We start from the raw sequence: 15,699 nt of genomic DNA, 5'->3' as shown, positions 1-15,699 counted from the left end.
CGGTCCGCTGGGAATTCCTTAGTAGAGCGTGGCCGGCATGATTCGCGGAACGACACACTCCGGATTCCACTAGTATTCCCCGGCGCTCGTTGACACTTCCCCTGCGCGCCGTGCAGCCTCATGCCGACGGTGCCGCCGTGTCGATCCCATGACGACCACGAACGGTGGCTGATTCGCAGCACCGCACAATCGGACACGTGCTCGAGGAGCATGGGAGGTACGGCGCCAGATGCATCCGGCTACGGAGACCATCGCCATTATCGGTGCGGGTGTCATGGGCTGCGGTATAGCGGCAATGGCGCTGGGCGAAGGTGTTGATGTGATTCTCATCGACATTTCCGACGATGCGCTGAAGCAGGCGCCGCCGACCATCGACAAGCAGTTGCGGCACGGCCGGATGATGGACGCGTTCCCGGCCTCCCGCCGCCCGGGAACGCTGACGACCGGGTCGTCGCACCGGGACGCCGCGGGCGCCGGCGCCGTGATCGAGGCGATCACCGAGGACACGGCGCTCAAGGCGGACGTCCTCGCCCGGGTCTCCACCTCGGTCGAGCCGGGCACCCTGCTGATCTCCAACACGTCGGGCATCCCGATCGCCGAGCTGGCCCGGTCGGTGCGCCACCCGGCCGAGTTCTGCGGGGCTCACTTCATGAACCCGTCCTATCTCATCCGGATGGTCGAGGTGATCCGCGGGCCGCAGACCAGCGACGCCACCATCGAGGCCATGGTCTCCCTGCTCACCCGGATGTCCCGGACGCCGGCCGTGGTCAACGACGCACCCGGCTTCGTCACGAGCCGGCTCCTGCACCCGATGATCAACGAAGCCGCCCGGATAGTCGCCGCCGGGACGGCCGACCCGGCATCCGTCGATGCGCTCATGCAAGGGTGTCTGGGTCACCCGACCGGCCCACTGCGCACGGCGGATCTGATCGGCATCGACAATCTCGTGGACGCGCTGCGCGCCCTTTCCGAACGCACCGGCGATGCCAGCCACGCGCCCTGTGACCTGCTCGTCGAGAAGGTGCGTCGCCATGAGCTGGGACAGAAGACAGGTCGCGGCTTCTTCGACTACGGAAAGGTACTCTCATGAGCCAGTTCAGCGCGTCGGAAGTCGAACGGCACATCGGCCAGTTCCTCGCCGCCCGGGTCAATGACGACGTTCCGGTCGACCGGGATCTCTTCGCGTCCGGGCTGGTGTCGTCGATGTTCGCGATGGAACTCGTCGTCTTCCTGGAGCAGGCGTTCGCGCTCGAAATTCTCGGGGAGGATCTGAAGCGCGACAACTTCCGCACCATCCGATCGATGACGGACCTGGTGCTGCGGCTGCAGCCCGCGGAAACCCATGCCGAGGCCTGAGCCGCTCGCCGGCGCCCGGGAACTGGTCGATCGTCTGGTCGGTGACCGGGCGGCGGACTGGGATCGGGACGCGCTTCTCCCGGCCGGCGTCCCGCGGGAGCTGGCGGCAGCCGGGTTGCTCTGCGCGGAGGTGCCGGCCGAGTACGGCGGCCTCGGCGCGACCAGCCTGGCGAACGGGGCGTTCACCGCCCACGTGGGCAGCCGGTGCTCGTCGCTGCGCAGCGTGATGACATCGCAGGGGATGGCCGCGTGGACCGTGCAGCGACTGGGCAGCCGTAGCCAACGGGCCCAGTACCTTCCCGCGCTGACCCGCGGCCGGCTCGCCGCCGTCGCCTTCAGCGAGCCCGAGGCGGGCAGCGATCTGTCGGCGATCACCGCGACGATCGAACCCGACGGTGACGACGTCGTCGTCCGTGGCCACAAGGTCTGGACGACGGCGGCCCGCTACGCCGACCTCATCGTCGTCGTCGGCCGCTACCGGTCGGGCGCCGCCGCCGTCGTCGTTCCCGCCACCGCCGACGGCGTGACCGTGACCCCGGTTCCTCAGCCGTCCGGATGCCGGGCCGCCGGCCACGCCGACGTCCGGCTCGACGGCGTACGGGTGCCGGGCAGCGCCGTGCTGGGCGGTGGACAGCCGATCGGCATGCTCGTGACGGCCGCGCTCGCCTACGGGCGCATGTCCGTCGCCTGGGGATGCGTGGGCATCCTCCAGGCCTGCGTCGACGCCGCGGCCGAGCACGCCCGCACCCGGACCCAGTTCGGCAAGGTCCTCGCGGAGCATCAGCTCGTCGGCCGTCATCTCGCGAACCTGCTGACCGCCCGCCAGGTCGCCACGCTCGTCTGCGAGCACGCCAGCCGGTGCTGGGACAGCGCTTCACCCGAACAGGTCATCGCCACCGTCGTCGCGAAGCAGGTCAGTGCCACGCAGGCGGCCCACGGCGCCGCCACCGCGGTGCAGGTTCTGGGCTCGGCGGCCGCACACGACGGTCACGTGGTGACGCGCGGATACCGCGACGCCAAGCTCATGGAACTCATCGAGGGCAGTACCGAGATCTGCCAACTGATCCTCGCCGACCACGTGGTGTCGTCCGCCCGAAGGAAGGTGACGCAATGACCGCAACCGCCAAGGTCGTCAAGTGTCTCGTCTGGGACCTGGACAACACGCTGTGGAAGGGCACCCTGGTCGAGGACGGCGACGTCGTCCTCGACGAACAGATCCGCGACCTGATCGCCGAGCTGGACCGGCGCGGCATCCTGCAATCGGTGGCCAGCAAGAACGATCACGACAACGCGTGGGCGAAGCTGGAGGCCCTGGGCGTCGCCGACTACTTCGTGCTCCCCCGGATCAGCTGGAACCCGAAATCCGCCGCCGTCGCGGAGATCGCCGCCGAGCTCAACTTCGCGCTCGACGTCATCGCCTTCGTCGACGATCAGCCCACCGAACGGGCCGAGGTCCAGTTCCACCATCCGGAGGTGCGGTGTTACGCCGCCGAGCAGCTCGGTGAGATCGCCGCCCGGCCGGAGTTCCGCCCCGCCACGGTCACCGCGGACGCGGGCAACCGGCGCAAGATGTACCAGGCCGGATTCCGGCGCAAGGCGGCCGAGGCGGAGTTCCGCGGCCCCAGCGAGGACTTCCTCCGGACCCTCGGCATGGTCATGCGGATCGACCGGGCCACCGAGGCGGACCTGTCCCGGGTCGAAGAACTCACGCTGCGCACCAGCCAGATGAACGCCACCGGCGTGCACTACCACCGGGCCGAACTCACTGCGCTGGTGGACGATCCGGACCATGAGGTCCTGGTGACCTCCCTCTCGGACCGGTTCGGACCACACGGCGCGGTGGGTCTGGTGCTGATGGCGAAGCACGCCCGCGTCTGGCACATCCGGCTCCTCGCCACGTCCTGCCGGGTGGTGGCGTTCGGCGTGGGTTCGACGCTGCTGAACTGGCTCGCGGACGAGGGCGCGCGGACCGGCGTCCACCTGCTCGCGGACTTCCTGCCGACCACGCGGAACCGGATGATGGACGTCGCGTACCGCTTCGCCGGCTTCACCGACGACCACTGTGACTGCCGCACCGAGCCGAAGCCGGCGGAACTGCCGGACCTCCGGCGACTGCATCTGATCCCGTCGCCGACGGACCCGCCGGCGACGCTGACACTGCACGCGGTGTCCCTCACCGGCGCCCCGGCCGGCAGATCCTGAGCGGAGACGACGCATGGCACAGCAGGTTGACACCTCCGCCCCGCTGGGGGCCTACATCCGGGACGTCTCGCTCCGGGAGGACGACATCCTCCGGCAACTGCGGGAGTTGACGGCCGAGCTGCCGATGGGCACGGCCATGCAGATCATGCCCGAGGAGGGGCAGCTGCTGGCGATGCTGGCGCGCCTGACGCCCGCCCGGAACGTTCTCGAGATCGGTACGTTCACCGGGTACAGCACGCTGTGCCTGGCCCGGGCACTCGCGCCGAACGGTCGTCTGATCACCTGCGACATCACGAACCGGTGGCCCCGGATCGGTGCGGAGTACTGGCAGCGGGCCGGGGTTGCGGATCGCATCGACGTCCGCATCGGCGACGCGGTCGACACCCTCACGACGCTCATCGCGGACCAGCGGGCCGGATCGTTCGACTTCGTGTTCATCGACGCCGACAAGCGACGCTATCCGGACTACTACCGCCTGGCCCGGACGCTGGTCCACGACCAGGGTCTCATCGCGGTGGACAACACGCTGTTCTTCGGCCGGGTCATCGATCCCGCGGCGGACGACGCCGACACCGCCGGCGTCCGGGACTTCAATCTCCTGGTCCGCGACGACCCGGCGGTCGACGTGTCGCTGATCCCGATGGCGGACGGCATCACGCTGATCCGGAAGAAGCCCTGAACCAGCCGGACCAGTCGGATTCGAACCGCGCCGCGTGGGCCGGGCCCGGAGGCAGCGGCGCCGGGCGCGGCAGCCAGGTGTCGATCGGCACCTGGCAGGAGTTCAGGACGTACGCCAGCGTCCGGTACGTGCCGGCCAGCACCATCAGTTCGAGCGCCTGATCCCGGTGGTACCGCCCGGCGATCGACCGCCAGGTGTCCGCGGAGATGACGGACCCGGCGTGCAGTTCGTCCACGGCACGCAGCAGAGCCGACTCGAACGGGGCCCAGCCACCCGGCTCCTCGGAGGCGATCCGCGCGATGTCGGCGTTGCTGAGACCCGCGGCGAGACCCGCGGGATGGTGATGTGCCCAGATGTAGGGGGCCTGCGAACGCCAGGCCGTCCGCAGAATCGCGATCTCCCGGTCCCGTGCCGGCAGCACCTCGCCGGCGACGTGGGCGAGCAGCGGCATCATCGCCGGGAACAGCTCGCGGTGGTGGGCGAGCGTGCGCAGCACATTGGGCGGCGGACGGTCGGCCAGGAGGCCCTCGAACGCCTGCGCGGCGATCTCCGCGTAGGCCCGGCCCGTCGGGGTGCCCAGGAACGCCTCCACCCCCAGCGGTGGGATCCGGGGCCATGCCTGCGGTCGCGTCACCGCCACCTCCGTTGTCAGCGTGACGGCAATCCCACCAACAACCGGCTCAGGGAAACCCTAGAAGGTGGGCGGCCGGGCGGCGTCGGACCGCCCGCGAACTAAGGGTTTCCCGACGGATTTCGTCACTAGGCTCCGGGAAATCGGCACCGCGCTCCTTCGACGGCCCCGATGCCCAGGTCGTGCACCTCGACTCCCGACCAGCCGAACGTCCGGTCAGGGCCTCGCCCTGGTCACCGTGAATGGAGGAACGGTGTTCCGTCGCATCGCCATCGTGAACCGGGGAGAGGCCGCAATGCGGCTGATCTACGCCGTTCGTGGCCTCTCCGCCGAGACCGGTACGCGGATCGAGACCGTCGCCCTTTACACCGACAGCGATCAGGACGCCACGTTCGTCCGGCAGGCGGATGTCGCCTACCCGCTGGGCCCGGCGTCCACCCGCCCGTACCTCGATCACGCCGTGCTCCGGCAGGCCCTCGTGGCGACGGGCGCGGACGCCGCGTGGGTGGGGTGGGGGTTCGTCGCCGAGGATCCGGCGTTCGCCGAGCTGTGCGACGAGATCGGCGTCGCGTTCATCGGCCCGAGCGCGGATGCCATGCGCAAGCTGGGCGACAAGATCGGCGCGAAGCTGATCGCCGAGGAGGTCGGCGTGCCGGTCGCGCCGTGGAGCCGCGGCGAGGTGGCCACGCTGGAGGACGCACTGCGCGCCGGTGACGCGATCGGTTTCCCGCTGATGCTCAAGGCCACCGCGGGCGGCGGCGGGCGAGGCATCCGGAAGGTCTCGACGGCCGACGACCTGGCCGACGCGTACGAGCGCACGCGCCAGGAGGCCCTGCGCTCGTTCGGCTCCGGCGTGGTCTTCCTGGAGCGGCTGGTCACCGGCGCCCGGCATGTCGAGGTGCAGGTGATTGCCGACGGCCAGGGCACGGCGTGGGCGCTCGGGGTGCGTGACTGCTCGGTGCAGCGGCGCAATCAGAAGGTCATCGAGGAGTCCGCCTCACCGGTCCTGTCGGCCGGCCAGGCCGCGGAGCTGAAGGCGTCGGCCGAACGGCTGGCCGTGGCGGTCGGTTACCGCGGTGCCTGCACCGTCGAGTTCCTCTACCACCCCGGCGACAAGCTGTTCGCCTTCTTGGAGGTCAACACCCGGCTCCAGGTCGAGCACCCGATCACCGAGATCACCACGGGCATCGATCTGGTCCGGCTGCAGCTGCACATCGCGAGCGGCGGCAGGCTCGAGGGCGACCCGCCGATCGAGTCCGGTCACGCCATCGAGGCCCGGCTGAACGCCGAGGACCCGGACCGGGACTTCGCGCCCGCCCCGGGCCGCATCACGCGCCTGGTGCTTCCGGTCGGTCCCGGCATCCGGGTGGACACCGGCGTCAGCGAGGGCGACACCATCCCGGCGGACTTCGACTCGATGATCGCGAAGGTGATCGCCTACGGGCGGGACCGGCGGGAGGCCCTGGGCAGGTTGCGCCGCGCGATGGCCGAGACCACGGTCCTCATCGACGGCGGCGTCACCAACAAGAGCTTCGTGATCGACCTGCTGAACCAGCCCGAGGTGATCGACGCGAGCGCCGACACCGGCTGGATCGACCGGGTCCGCGCGCAGGGCCGCCTGGTCAGCCGTCAGCACTCCGCGGTCGCCCTGGCGGCGGCCGCGATCGAGGCCTACCGCGCCGAGGAGGAGGCCAGCCTTCAGTCGTTCCTGTCCACCGCCCGGGGCGGGCGCCCACAGATGCAGCACCAGGGCGCCCGGCAGCTGCGGTTCAAGCTCCGCGGGATCGACTACCGGGTGAACGTGGCCCGGGCCGGGCAGAACGCCTTCCGGGTCGGCGTCGCCAGCGGTGGTGACGTGCACACCGCGGAGGCCGAGGTACGGCGGTTCGACAGGCACAGCGGGCAGATCGTGGTCAACGGCCGCCGGTTCCGGCTGGCGTCGGCCACGCACGGCCCGGTCCACCTGATCGAGGTCGACGGCGTGACCCACCGGATCAGCCGGGACGAGGGCGGTGTGGTCACCGCGCCCGCACCGGCCCTGGTGGTGGCGACGCCGGTGGCGGCCGGCGACGAGGTGGCGTCCGGTGCCCCGATCCTGGTGCTGGAGAGCATGAAGATGGAGACGGTGCTGCACGCGCCGTTCCGGGCCCGGGTCGGCGAATGCCTGGTCTCGGTGGGCAGCCAGGTCGGCGCCGGCTCGCTGCTGATGCGCCTGGAGCCGCTGGCCGGCGACGACGGCACGGTCGAGGCACCGGAGCCGGCCGCCACCGCCGACATCGATCTGCCGGCCGGGCCGGTGGACTCCTCGGCGGCCGAGCGGGTCGAGCGGGTGCTGTCCGACCTGCGCAGCTTCCTGCTCGGTTTCGACGCCGAGCCGCAGGACGGCGAACGGATCCGGTCCGCCTATCTGGCGGTCCGCGCGGAAGCCGGTGGCGGGCCGTGGCCCGAGGAGATCGGCCTGGTGACCGCGTTCGCGGACCTGCTGGAGCTGAGCCGCACCAAGCCGGCCGGCGGCCCGGAGACCGAACCCGGCGGCTCGGTACGGAGCAATCGCGAGTACTTCCACAGCTACCTGAAGAGCCTCGACGTCGGGCGCGCCGGCATCACCACCGACTTCCAGTCCGTGCTGGAGCGGGCGCTCGCGCACTACGGCGTCACGGATCTGGACCGTACCCCCGGGCTCGAGGACGCGGTCTTCCGGCTCTGCCTGGCCCAACAGCGTGCGGCCGCGGCCGCCGCCATCGTCTCGGAACTGCTCCGGCAGTGGCTCACCGACAATCCGCCGCCGGCATCGTTGCACGACGGCGCCGGCCGCGCCCTCAGCCGTCTGATCGAGGCCACGCAGGTGCGTTTCCCGGCGGTGTCGGATCTGGCCCGCGGGTCGGTGTTCCGCTGGTTCGCCCAGCCGCTGCTGCGCCGCAACCGCGCCACCGCGTACGCCGCCGTCCGCGGCGATCTCCGCCACCTGGACCTGACGCCGCTGGCGGCGGACCGCGCGGAACGGATCCAGGCGATGGTGAGTTGCCCGGAACCGCTGGTCCGGCTCCTCGGCCAGCGGATGGGGCGGCCCGGCCTCGACCACGCCCCGCTGCTCGAGGTGCTGGTCCGCCGCTACTACGGCAATCGCCGGCTGTCCGAGGTGACCGTCCAGGACACCGCGGGCTGCCGGTTCGTCACCGCCCGGCACACCACCGCCGGGGGCGTGTTCCGGGTCGTCACCACCGCCGCCACGATCGGCGCCCTGCCCGCCGCGCTGGATCAGATCGGCGCGCTCGCGGCCGGCCGCGCCGACCGCGGACTCATCGCCGACGTGTACGTGACCTGGCCGGACCAGCCGGACGCGGACACCATGGCGGAACGCCTGGGCCGGCTTCTCGCCGACCATCCGATGCCCGGGAGCACCCAGCGGGTCACCGTCATCGTGGCCGGGCCGAGCGGCGCCGTGATGCATCGCCAGTTCACCTTCCGGCCGGGCGATGCCGGCTTCGCCGAGGACCGGCTGATCCGTGACCTGCACCCGCAGACCGCCCGACGCCTGCGGCTGCGCCGGCTGCACGCCTTCGACCTGGTCCGGCTGCCCTCGGCCGACGAGGAGATCTATCTGTTCCGGGCCGTGGCGAAGAGCAACCCGGCGGACGAGCGGCTCATCGCACTCAGCCAGGTCCGCGATCTGACGCCGCTGCGCGAGGCCGACGGCCCGCTGCGCGCCCTCCCGTCGCTGGAGAACGTCCTCGCCGGCTGCCTGGACGCGATCCGCAAGGTGCAGGCCCAGCGCCCACCGCACAAGCGGTACGAGACCAACCGCATCATCCTGTACGTCTGGCCGCCGACCGACCTGACCGCCGAGGAACTCGAGACGCTCGGCCGGCGTCTCCTGCCGACCACCGCGGGCGCCGGTCTCGAGGAGATCGAGCTGGTCGCTCGCCGGCGTACCCCGGCCGGCGAACTGGTCGAGTCCGCGATGCGGATGACCCTGGGCACCGGCGGCGGCGCGCACCTGCACGTCGGCGAGCCCTCCAAGGAGCCGGTGCAACCGCTGGACGGCTACCGGCAGAAGGTGCTCCGGGCGGCCCGGCGCGGAAACGCGTACCCGTACGAGCTGTTCGGCCTGATCGGCGACGTCGTGGAGTACGACCTCGACGACGACCTGGCACTGGCCCCGGTGGATCGCCCGAAGGGCGGCAACACCGCGGGAATCGTGGCGGGCGTGGCCACCACCCGCACCAGCCGGCATCCGCAGGGCGTGGTCCGGGTCGTGCTGCTGGGTGATCCGACGAAGTCGCTGGGCGCGTTGTCGGAGCCGGAATGCCGCCGGGTGATCGCCGCGCTGGACCTGGCCGAGCGGATGGGCGTGCCGTTGGAGTGGTACGCGCTGTCCGCCGGGGCGCGCATCTCGATGACGTCGGGCACGGAGAACATGGACTGGGTGGCCGCGGCGCTCAAGCGAATCGTCGAGTTCACCCAGGCCGGCGGTGAGATCAACATCGTGGTGGCGGGCATCAACGTCGGAGCGCAGCCGTACTGGAACGCCGAGGCGACGATGCTGATGCACACCAGGGGCGTCCTGATCATGACGCCCGACTCGGCCATGGTGCTCACCGGCAAGCAGGCGCTGGACTTCTCCGGTGGGGTATCGGCCGAGGACAACTTCGGCATCGGTGGCTACGAGCGGGTGATGTCGCCGAACGGGCAGGCCCAGTACTGGGCGCCCGACCTGGCCGGCGCGCGGGACGTGCTGATGGCGCACTACGACCACACGTACGTCGCGCCGGGCGAGGCCGGACCGCGGCGGGCGGACACCAGCGATCCGGTCGACCGGGACGTCACCGTGTTCCCGCACACCGCGCCGGGATGCGACTTCGGCACGGTCGGCGAGATCTTCTCCCGGACCGCCAATCCGGACCGCAAGAAGCCGTTCGACATCCGGACCGTGATGCGGGCCCTGTCCGACCAGGACCACCCGGTGCTGGAACGCTGGGCCGGGATGGCCGGTGCGGAGACCGCGGTCGTGCAGGACGCCCATCTCGGCGGCATCCCGGTGTGCCTGCTCGGTATCGAGTCCCGTTCGGTGCCGCGGCAGGGCTTCCCGCCGACCGACGGTCCGGACACCTACACCGCCGGCACGTTCTTCCCCCGCTCGTCCAAGAAGGCCGCCCGGGCGATCAACGCCGCGAGCGGCAACCGCCCGCTGGTCGTGCTCGCCAACCTGTCCGGCTTCGACGGCTCGCCGGAGTCGATGCGCGAGCTGCAACTGGAGTACGGCGCCGAGATCGGCCGGGCCGTCGTGAACTTCCGCGGCCCCCTGGTGTTCTGCGTGATCTCCCGCTACCACGGCGGCGCGTTCGTGGTGTTCTCCAAGGCGCTGAACCCGACCATGACCGTGCTGGCACTGGAGGGCTCCTACGCCTCGGTCCTCGGCGGCGCCCCGGCCGCCGCGGTGGTCTTCGCCGGCGACGTCGACGCCCGTACGGCGGCCGATCCGCGGGTGACCAAGCTGCAGGGACAGGCGGCGGCGACGAGCGGGACCGAGCGCGCGCTGCTGAACGCGCAACTGGTCGAGGCGCAGTCCGCCGTCCGCGCCGAGATGCTCGGCGCGGTGGCCGCCGAGTTCGACCGGGTGCACAGCATCCAGCGCGCGGTCGAGGTCGGCTCGGTCGATGCGATCATCAGCGCCGCGGAGTTGCGGCCGAAGGTCATCGAGGCCGTGGAGAGGGGAATGGGCGCGACCGGAGCATCCTGAGGCCGGGCGCGCGGTGACCGGTCAGGTCACTGCGCGCCCGTCATAGGCGGCGAGCAGGTGTTCCACGGCCTGTGCGGGCGTGAGGGAACCGTCCAGGACGCGCCGCTCCACGGCGTCGGTGGCGGCGCGCACCGCGGGATGCGACCGGAAGCGGCTCAGCACGGCGTCCCGGGCCATCGCCCGCATGGACTCCACCTGCTGCCGGCGGCGGCGCTCGGTCAGCTCCCCGCTCGACCGCGACCTCTCGCGGTGCGCGGTCAGCTGCGCCCAGGTCTCCTCGATGCCGGTGCCGTCGAGACCGCTGCAGGTGAGGACCGGCGTCACCCAGGACGATTCGTCGCCGCCGCGAAGCAGCCGCAGTGCGCCGGTCAGTTCCCGGGCCGCGCGTCTCGCCTCGGCGGCATGCACGCCGTCGGCCTTGTTGATGGCGATGACGTCGGCGAGTTCGAGGATGCCCTTCTTGATGCCCTGGAGCTGGTCGCCGGCGCGGGCCAGGGCCAGCAGCAGGAACGAGTCGACCATGTCGGCGACGGCGGTCTCGGACTGTCCCACGCCCACGGTCTCCACGATGACGACGTCGTAGCCGGCGGCCTCCACCACGACGATCGCCTCCCGGGTGGCCTTGGCGACTCCGCCGAGGGTGCCGGCCGTGGGTGACGGGCGGACGTAGGCGTCGGGGGCGGCGGCCAGCCGCGCCATGCGGGTCTTGTCGCCCAGGATGCTGCCGCGGCTGCGGGACGAGGACGGGTCCACGGCGAGGACCGCGACCCGATGCCCGGCGGCGATGAGATGGCTGCCCAGCGCGTCGATGAAGGTGGACTTGCCGGCGCCGGGCACGCCGCTGATGCCGATGCGGTGCGACCGGCCGGCGTCCGGGGCCAGCAGGGCCAGCAGGCGCTGGGCCTGGGCCTGGTGGTCGCTGCGGGTCGACTCGACCAGGGTGATGGCACGGGCGACCCACGCCGGGGTCCGGGCGCGTACCCCGGCCGCCACCGTGGCGATCTCCGGCCCCGGTGGGGTCATGTCGCCGGTACGGGGTGGCCGAGTCGGCCGGACAGGTCGGCGAGCAGGTCGACCGCCGCGTCGGCCAGGACGGTGCCGGGCGGGAAGATGGCGGCGGCGCCGGCGGCCCGCAGCGCGTCGTAGTCCTGCGGCGGGATGACGCCACCGGCGATGATCATGATGTCGGGACGGCCCTGAGCGGCCAGTTCGTCGCGCAGGGCGGGGACGAGCGTGAGATGACCGGCCGCGAGGGAGTTGACGCCGACGATGTGCACGTCGGCGTCGACGGCCTGTTTCGCCACCTCTGCCGGGGTGGCGAACAGCGGGCCGACGTCGACGTCGAAGCCGAGGTCGGCGAAGGCCGAGGCGACGACCTTCTGCCCGCGGTCATGGCCGTCCTGCCCCATCTTGGCCACCAGGATCCGCGGCTGGCGTCCCTCCGCCGCGGCGAACGCGGCGGTGGCCGCCCGGGCCGCGGTCATGTTCGACACCTCGCCCGCCTCCTTGCGGTACACGCCGGACACCGTGCGGATGCGCGCGGTGTGGCGGCCGTAGACCCGTTCCAGCGCGTCGGAGATCTCCCCGACGGTGGCCTTGGCCCGGGCGGCGCGCACCGCCAGCGCGAGCAGGTTCTCCTCCAGCCCCGGCCGGCGCGCGCCGGTGCGCTCCCGATCGGCCGCCCGGGTCAGCGCGTCCAGCGAGGCACGCCAGGTGGCCTCGTCGCGTTCCGCGCGCAGGGCGCGCAGCTTCGCCAGCTGGCTGGCCCGGACCGCGGCGTTGTCGACCTTCAGCACGTCGATCGGCTCGTCGGCGTCCAGGCGGTACCGGTTCACGCCGATGACCGCCTGGCGGCCGGAATCGATACGGGCCTGGGTCCGGGCCGCGGCCTCCTCCACCCGCATCTTCGGGATGCCCTCGTCGATCGCCCGGGCCATGCCCCCGGCCGCCTCGACCTCCGTGAGGTGTTCCCAGGCGCGGGCGGCCAGATCGCGGGTGAGACGCTCGACGTAGGCGCTCCCGCCCCACGGGTCGATGGCGCGCGTCGTACCGGACTCGTGCTGGAGCAGCAGCTGGGTGTTGCGGGCGATCCGGGCGGAGAAGTCGGTGGGCAGGGCGAGCGCCTCGTCGAGCGCGTTGGTGTGCAGCGACTGGGTGTGTCCCTGGGTGGCCGCCATCGCCTCGACGCAGGTCCGGACGACGTTGTTGTACACGTCCTGCGCGGTCAGCGACCAGCCCGAGGTCTGGCTGTGCGCGCGCAGGCTCATCGAGCGCGGGTCCTTCGGCCCGAACTCGCGCACCAGCCTGGCCCACAGCAGCCGGCCGGCGCGGAGCTTGGCCACCTCCATGAAGAAGTTCATGCCGATGCCCCAGAAGAACGACAGCCGCGGCGCGAACGCATCGATGTCGAGCCCGGCGTCCCGTCCGGCGCGCAGGTACTCCACCCCGTCGGCGAGCGTGTAGGCGAGTTCGAGGTCGGCGGTCGCACCGGCCTCCTGGATGTGGTAGCCGGAGATGGAGATGGAGTTGAAGCGCGGCATCCGCTGCGAGGTGTACGCGAAGATGTCGGAGATGATCCGCATCGACGGCGCCGGTGGGTAGATGTAGGTGTTACGGACCATGAATTCCTTGAGGATGTCGTTCTGGATCGTGCCGGACAGCTGCTCCGGCGCGACCCCCTGCTCCTCCGCGGCGACGATGTAGAGCGCGAGCACCGGCAGCACCGCGCCGTTCATCGTCATCGACACGCTCATCCGGTCCAGCGGGATGCCGGCGAACAACTGCCGCATGTCGTAGATGGAGTCGATGGCGACGCCGGCCATGCCGACGTCACCGGTGACCCGTGGGTGGTCGGAGTCGTAGCCGCGGTGGGTCGGCAGATCGAACGCCACCGACAGGCCCTTCTGCCCGCCGGCCAGATTGCGGCGGTAGAAGGCGTTGGACTCCTCCGCGGTGGAGAATCCGGCGTACTGCCGGATGGTCCACGGCTGGTTGACGTACATGGTCGGATAGGGGCCACGAAGGTACGGCGCGATGCCGGGATAGGTGTCCAGGAAGTCCAGGCCGGCCAGATCGGCGCCGGTGAACAGCGGCGGCACCACGACGTTCTCGGGCGTGTGCCAGCGCAGGTCGCCGGGGGCCCGCCCGGTCTCCGCGAGCACCGCGGCCTGCCAGGTCTGCTCCGCGTCCGGCGGGGGCACCGGCGCGGTCAACTCGGCGGTGGAGAAGTCAGGGATCACTCCGGCACTCCCAGCTCGGCCAGTGTTCTGGTCAGGACCGCCACGGCGTCACACCCCACGTGGACGTTCTCGTCCACGTCCGGATGGTCGCCCCGGCCGGCCAGCAGGATGCGTTGCGCTCCGGCCGCCCGCAGCGCCGCGACCACCGGATCGGCGTGTTCGACGTAGGCCTTGTCGGTGCCGCACAGGCACGCGACGGTGGTTCCGGAGGCCACGAACGCGGCGGCGACGGCTTGCGGGTCCGCGCCGGACCCGGTGACCACCGCCAGGCCGCCGGCCGCGAACAGGTTGGTCGCGAACGTGACGCGCGGTCCGCTCCCGCCCGGTGCGCCCAGGGCGGCGAGGAAGACGGCGGGCCGGCCACCGGTGGTCTCCTGGTGGGCGTCGCTGCGGTCACGGAGACGCTCGAACGCCTCCGCATGGCGCCGCCGGGGCAGGCCGCCGTTCGCGGGCGCGGCGGCGGGCCGGCGCGGTGGCGGTTCCTCGGCCGGGTTCGGGAACTCACTCACCCCGGTGATCGGGTCCCGGCGGTGCGCGATGCCGCTCTCCCGCAGCCTCCACGTCCGGTTCAGCCGGTCGGCGACCAGACCGCTGTCGAGTGCGGCCGCGAGACCGCCGGCACGCTCGATGGTGGTGAACCACTCCCAGGCGGCCTGCGCCAGCTGCTCGGTGTACTGCTCGACGTACCACGAGCCACCGGCGGGGTCGAGCACCCGGGCCAGATGCGCCTCCTCGACGAGCAGGGTCTGCGCGTTGCGGGCCAGGCGCCGGGACAACGCATCGGGACGGCCCAGCTGATGGTCGAAGGGCAGGACGGTCACCGCCTCCGCCCCGCCCACCCCGGCGGCGAAGGTCGCGATCGTGGTGCGCAGCAGATTCACCCACGGGTCCCGGACGGTCATCATGGCCGCCGAGGTCACCGCGTGCTGTCGTTGCCCACCGGCGTCGGCGGCGCCGCACATCTCGGCGACCCTGGCCCACAGCCGGCGGGCCGCGCGCAGCTTGGCGATGGTGGCGAACTGGTCGACCGTGGCGGCGAACCGGAACTCCATCTGGCTCAGGGCCGCCGCGACGGACAGCCCCTCGCCGGTCAGCGCGCGAAGGTACGCGACACCGGCGGCGACGGCGCTGCCGAGTTCCTCCGCGTCGGAGCCACCGGCGTCGTGGTACGGGGAGGCGTCCACGGTGATCGCGCGAACGCCCGGCGCCTCGGCGACGCACCGGGTCGCCAGCGATGCGGTGTCCTTCAGCGCACCACCGAGGCCGGTCCGGTCCCCGGTGCGGGCCCGCCATCCCAACGGATCCGCGCCCAGTCCCCCGGACAGCTGCCGGGAATCAAGCCCACGGGCGGCCGCCAGGTCGAACCAGGCGTCGGCCGCGTCGGTGCAGCCGTCACCGCTGTCCAGGAACACCGCGGCCATGGTGAGGTGGACGCCGTCGAGCGCGTCCGGCAGGGCGTCGATCGGCAGGGCGTCACCGCCGAGCACCACCCAGAGCGAGGTCGTCCCGTTCTCCAGGTCGGTGAGCGCGGCCTCGCGGAGCGCCTCCGGCTCCGCCTCGGCGTACCGCTGGCGCACGTCCCAGCCCGCGACCAGCCCACCCGAGGCCCGGGCCCCCCGCACGTACGGCGGCTGGCCCGGCAGGCCGACCGGCGGCAGGACCGCGCTGTCCGCGGTGTGCAGAGCGGCGATCCGCGGCCCGCCGTGGGTCACCGTGGCGAGCAGGTCGTCCACCTGCTCCGGGCCGGTGCGGTCGGTGGCGTTGCCGGACCTGCGCAGCGCGGCCAGCGCCAGGCGCCGCCACTGTTCGGCCGTGGTGGCGGGAAACTCGGTACCCGTCATGAGTTCCTCGG

General features: G+C 72.0%; 10 protein-coding genes. 6 read left to right on the top strand and 4 right to left on the bottom strand.

The genetic code is table 11. The annotated features are described in order from the left end of the window. Positions 1–229 precede the first annotated feature (229 nt). From LDL48_RS30790 to LDL48_RS30770, 5 genes are read left to right on the top strand one after another with little or no spacing between them, the layout of a single operon-like run. Positions 230–1,090, top strand: a complete 861-nt coding sequence (locus tag LDL48_RS30790) for a 3-hydroxyacyl-CoA dehydrogenase family protein (protein ID WP_225258629.1) — start codon at positions 230–232, stop codon at positions 1,088–1,090. Next, positions 1,087–1,356, top strand: a complete 270-nt coding sequence (locus LDL48_RS30785; protein WP_225258628.1) for an acyl carrier protein — start codon at positions 1,087–1,089, stop codon at positions 1,354–1,356. Before LDL48_RS30790 ends, LDL48_RS30785 begins: the two co-directional genes overlap by 4 nt. Then, positions 1,343–2,470 (top strand): acyl-CoA dehydrogenase family protein, encoded by a 1,128-nt coding sequence (locus LDL48_RS30780; protein WP_225258627.1) that lies wholly within the window; start codon positions 1,343–1,345, stop codon positions 2,468–2,470. The genes LDL48_RS30785 and LDL48_RS30780 overlap by 14 nt, the downstream gene beginning before the upstream one ends. Next, complete coding sequence (locus LDL48_RS30775) at positions 2,467–3,558, top strand: HAD-IIIC family phosphatase (protein WP_225258625.1); 1,092 nt, start codon at positions 2,467–2,469, stop codon at positions 3,556–3,558. Before LDL48_RS30780 ends, LDL48_RS30775 begins: the two co-directional genes overlap by 4 nt. Before the next feature lie 13 nt (positions 3,559–3,571). Further along, positions 3,572–4,237 (top strand): O-methyltransferase, encoded by a 666-nt coding sequence (locus LDL48_RS30770; protein ID WP_225258624.1) that lies wholly within the window; start codon positions 3,572–3,574, stop codon positions 4,235–4,237. On the opposite strand, the gene LDL48_RS30765 is transcribed toward LDL48_RS30770, so the two are convergent. Further along, the gene (locus tag LDL48_RS30765; protein ID WP_225258623.1) at positions 4,212–4,871 is read right to left on the bottom strand and encodes a carboxymuconolactone decarboxylase family protein; all 660 of its coding nucleotides are present in this window, start codon (positions 4,869–4,871) and stop codon (positions 4,212–4,214) included. The two genes, LDL48_RS30770 and LDL48_RS30765, sit on opposite strands and share 26 nt — an antisense overlap. Positions 4,872–5,121: 250 nt before the next feature. Here LDL48_RS30765 and LDL48_RS30760 point away from each other — a divergent pair, with 250 nt between their 5' ends. Further along, the gene (locus LDL48_RS30760) at positions 5,122–10,608 is read left to right on the top strand and encodes an ATP-binding protein (RefSeq protein ID WP_225258622.1); all 5,487 of its coding nucleotides are present in this window, start codon (positions 5,122–5,124) and stop codon (positions 10,606–10,608) included. Between the two features lie 21 nt (positions 10,609–10,629). On the opposite strand, the gene meaB is transcribed toward LDL48_RS30760, so the two are convergent. The 3 genes from meaB to LDL48_RS30745 are packed head-to-tail and all read right to left on the bottom strand — an operon-like array spanning position 10,630 to position 15,688. Next, positions 10,630–11,631, bottom strand: coding sequence for a methylmalonyl Co-A mutase-associated GTPase MeaB (gene meaB, locus LDL48_RS30755; protein WP_225258621.1), 1,002 nt, complete (start codon positions 11,629–11,631; stop codon positions 10,630–10,632). Then, positions 11,628–13,847, bottom strand: a complete 2,220-nt coding sequence (gene scpA, locus LDL48_RS30750) for a methylmalonyl-CoA mutase (RefSeq protein WP_225258620.1) — start codon at positions 13,845–13,847, stop codon at positions 11,628–11,630. Before scpA ends, meaB begins: the two co-directional genes overlap by 4 nt. Further along, entirely contained in the window at positions 13,844–15,688 is a 1,845-nt protein-coding gene (locus LDL48_RS30745; RefSeq protein WP_225258619.1) for a methylmalonyl-CoA mutase subunit beta, read from the bottom strand. Before LDL48_RS30745 ends, scpA begins: the two co-directional genes overlap by 4 nt. Positions 15,689–15,699 lie beyond the last annotated feature (11 nt).

The organism is Jidongwangia harbinensis, from assembly GCF_020216025.1.
In the GTDB taxonomy this organism is placed as follows: Bacteria; Actinomycetota; Actinomycetes; order Mycobacteriales; family Micromonosporaceae; genus Actinoplanes; species Actinoplanes harbinensis.
This window is presented reverse-complemented; position numbering and strand designations above follow the sequence as displayed.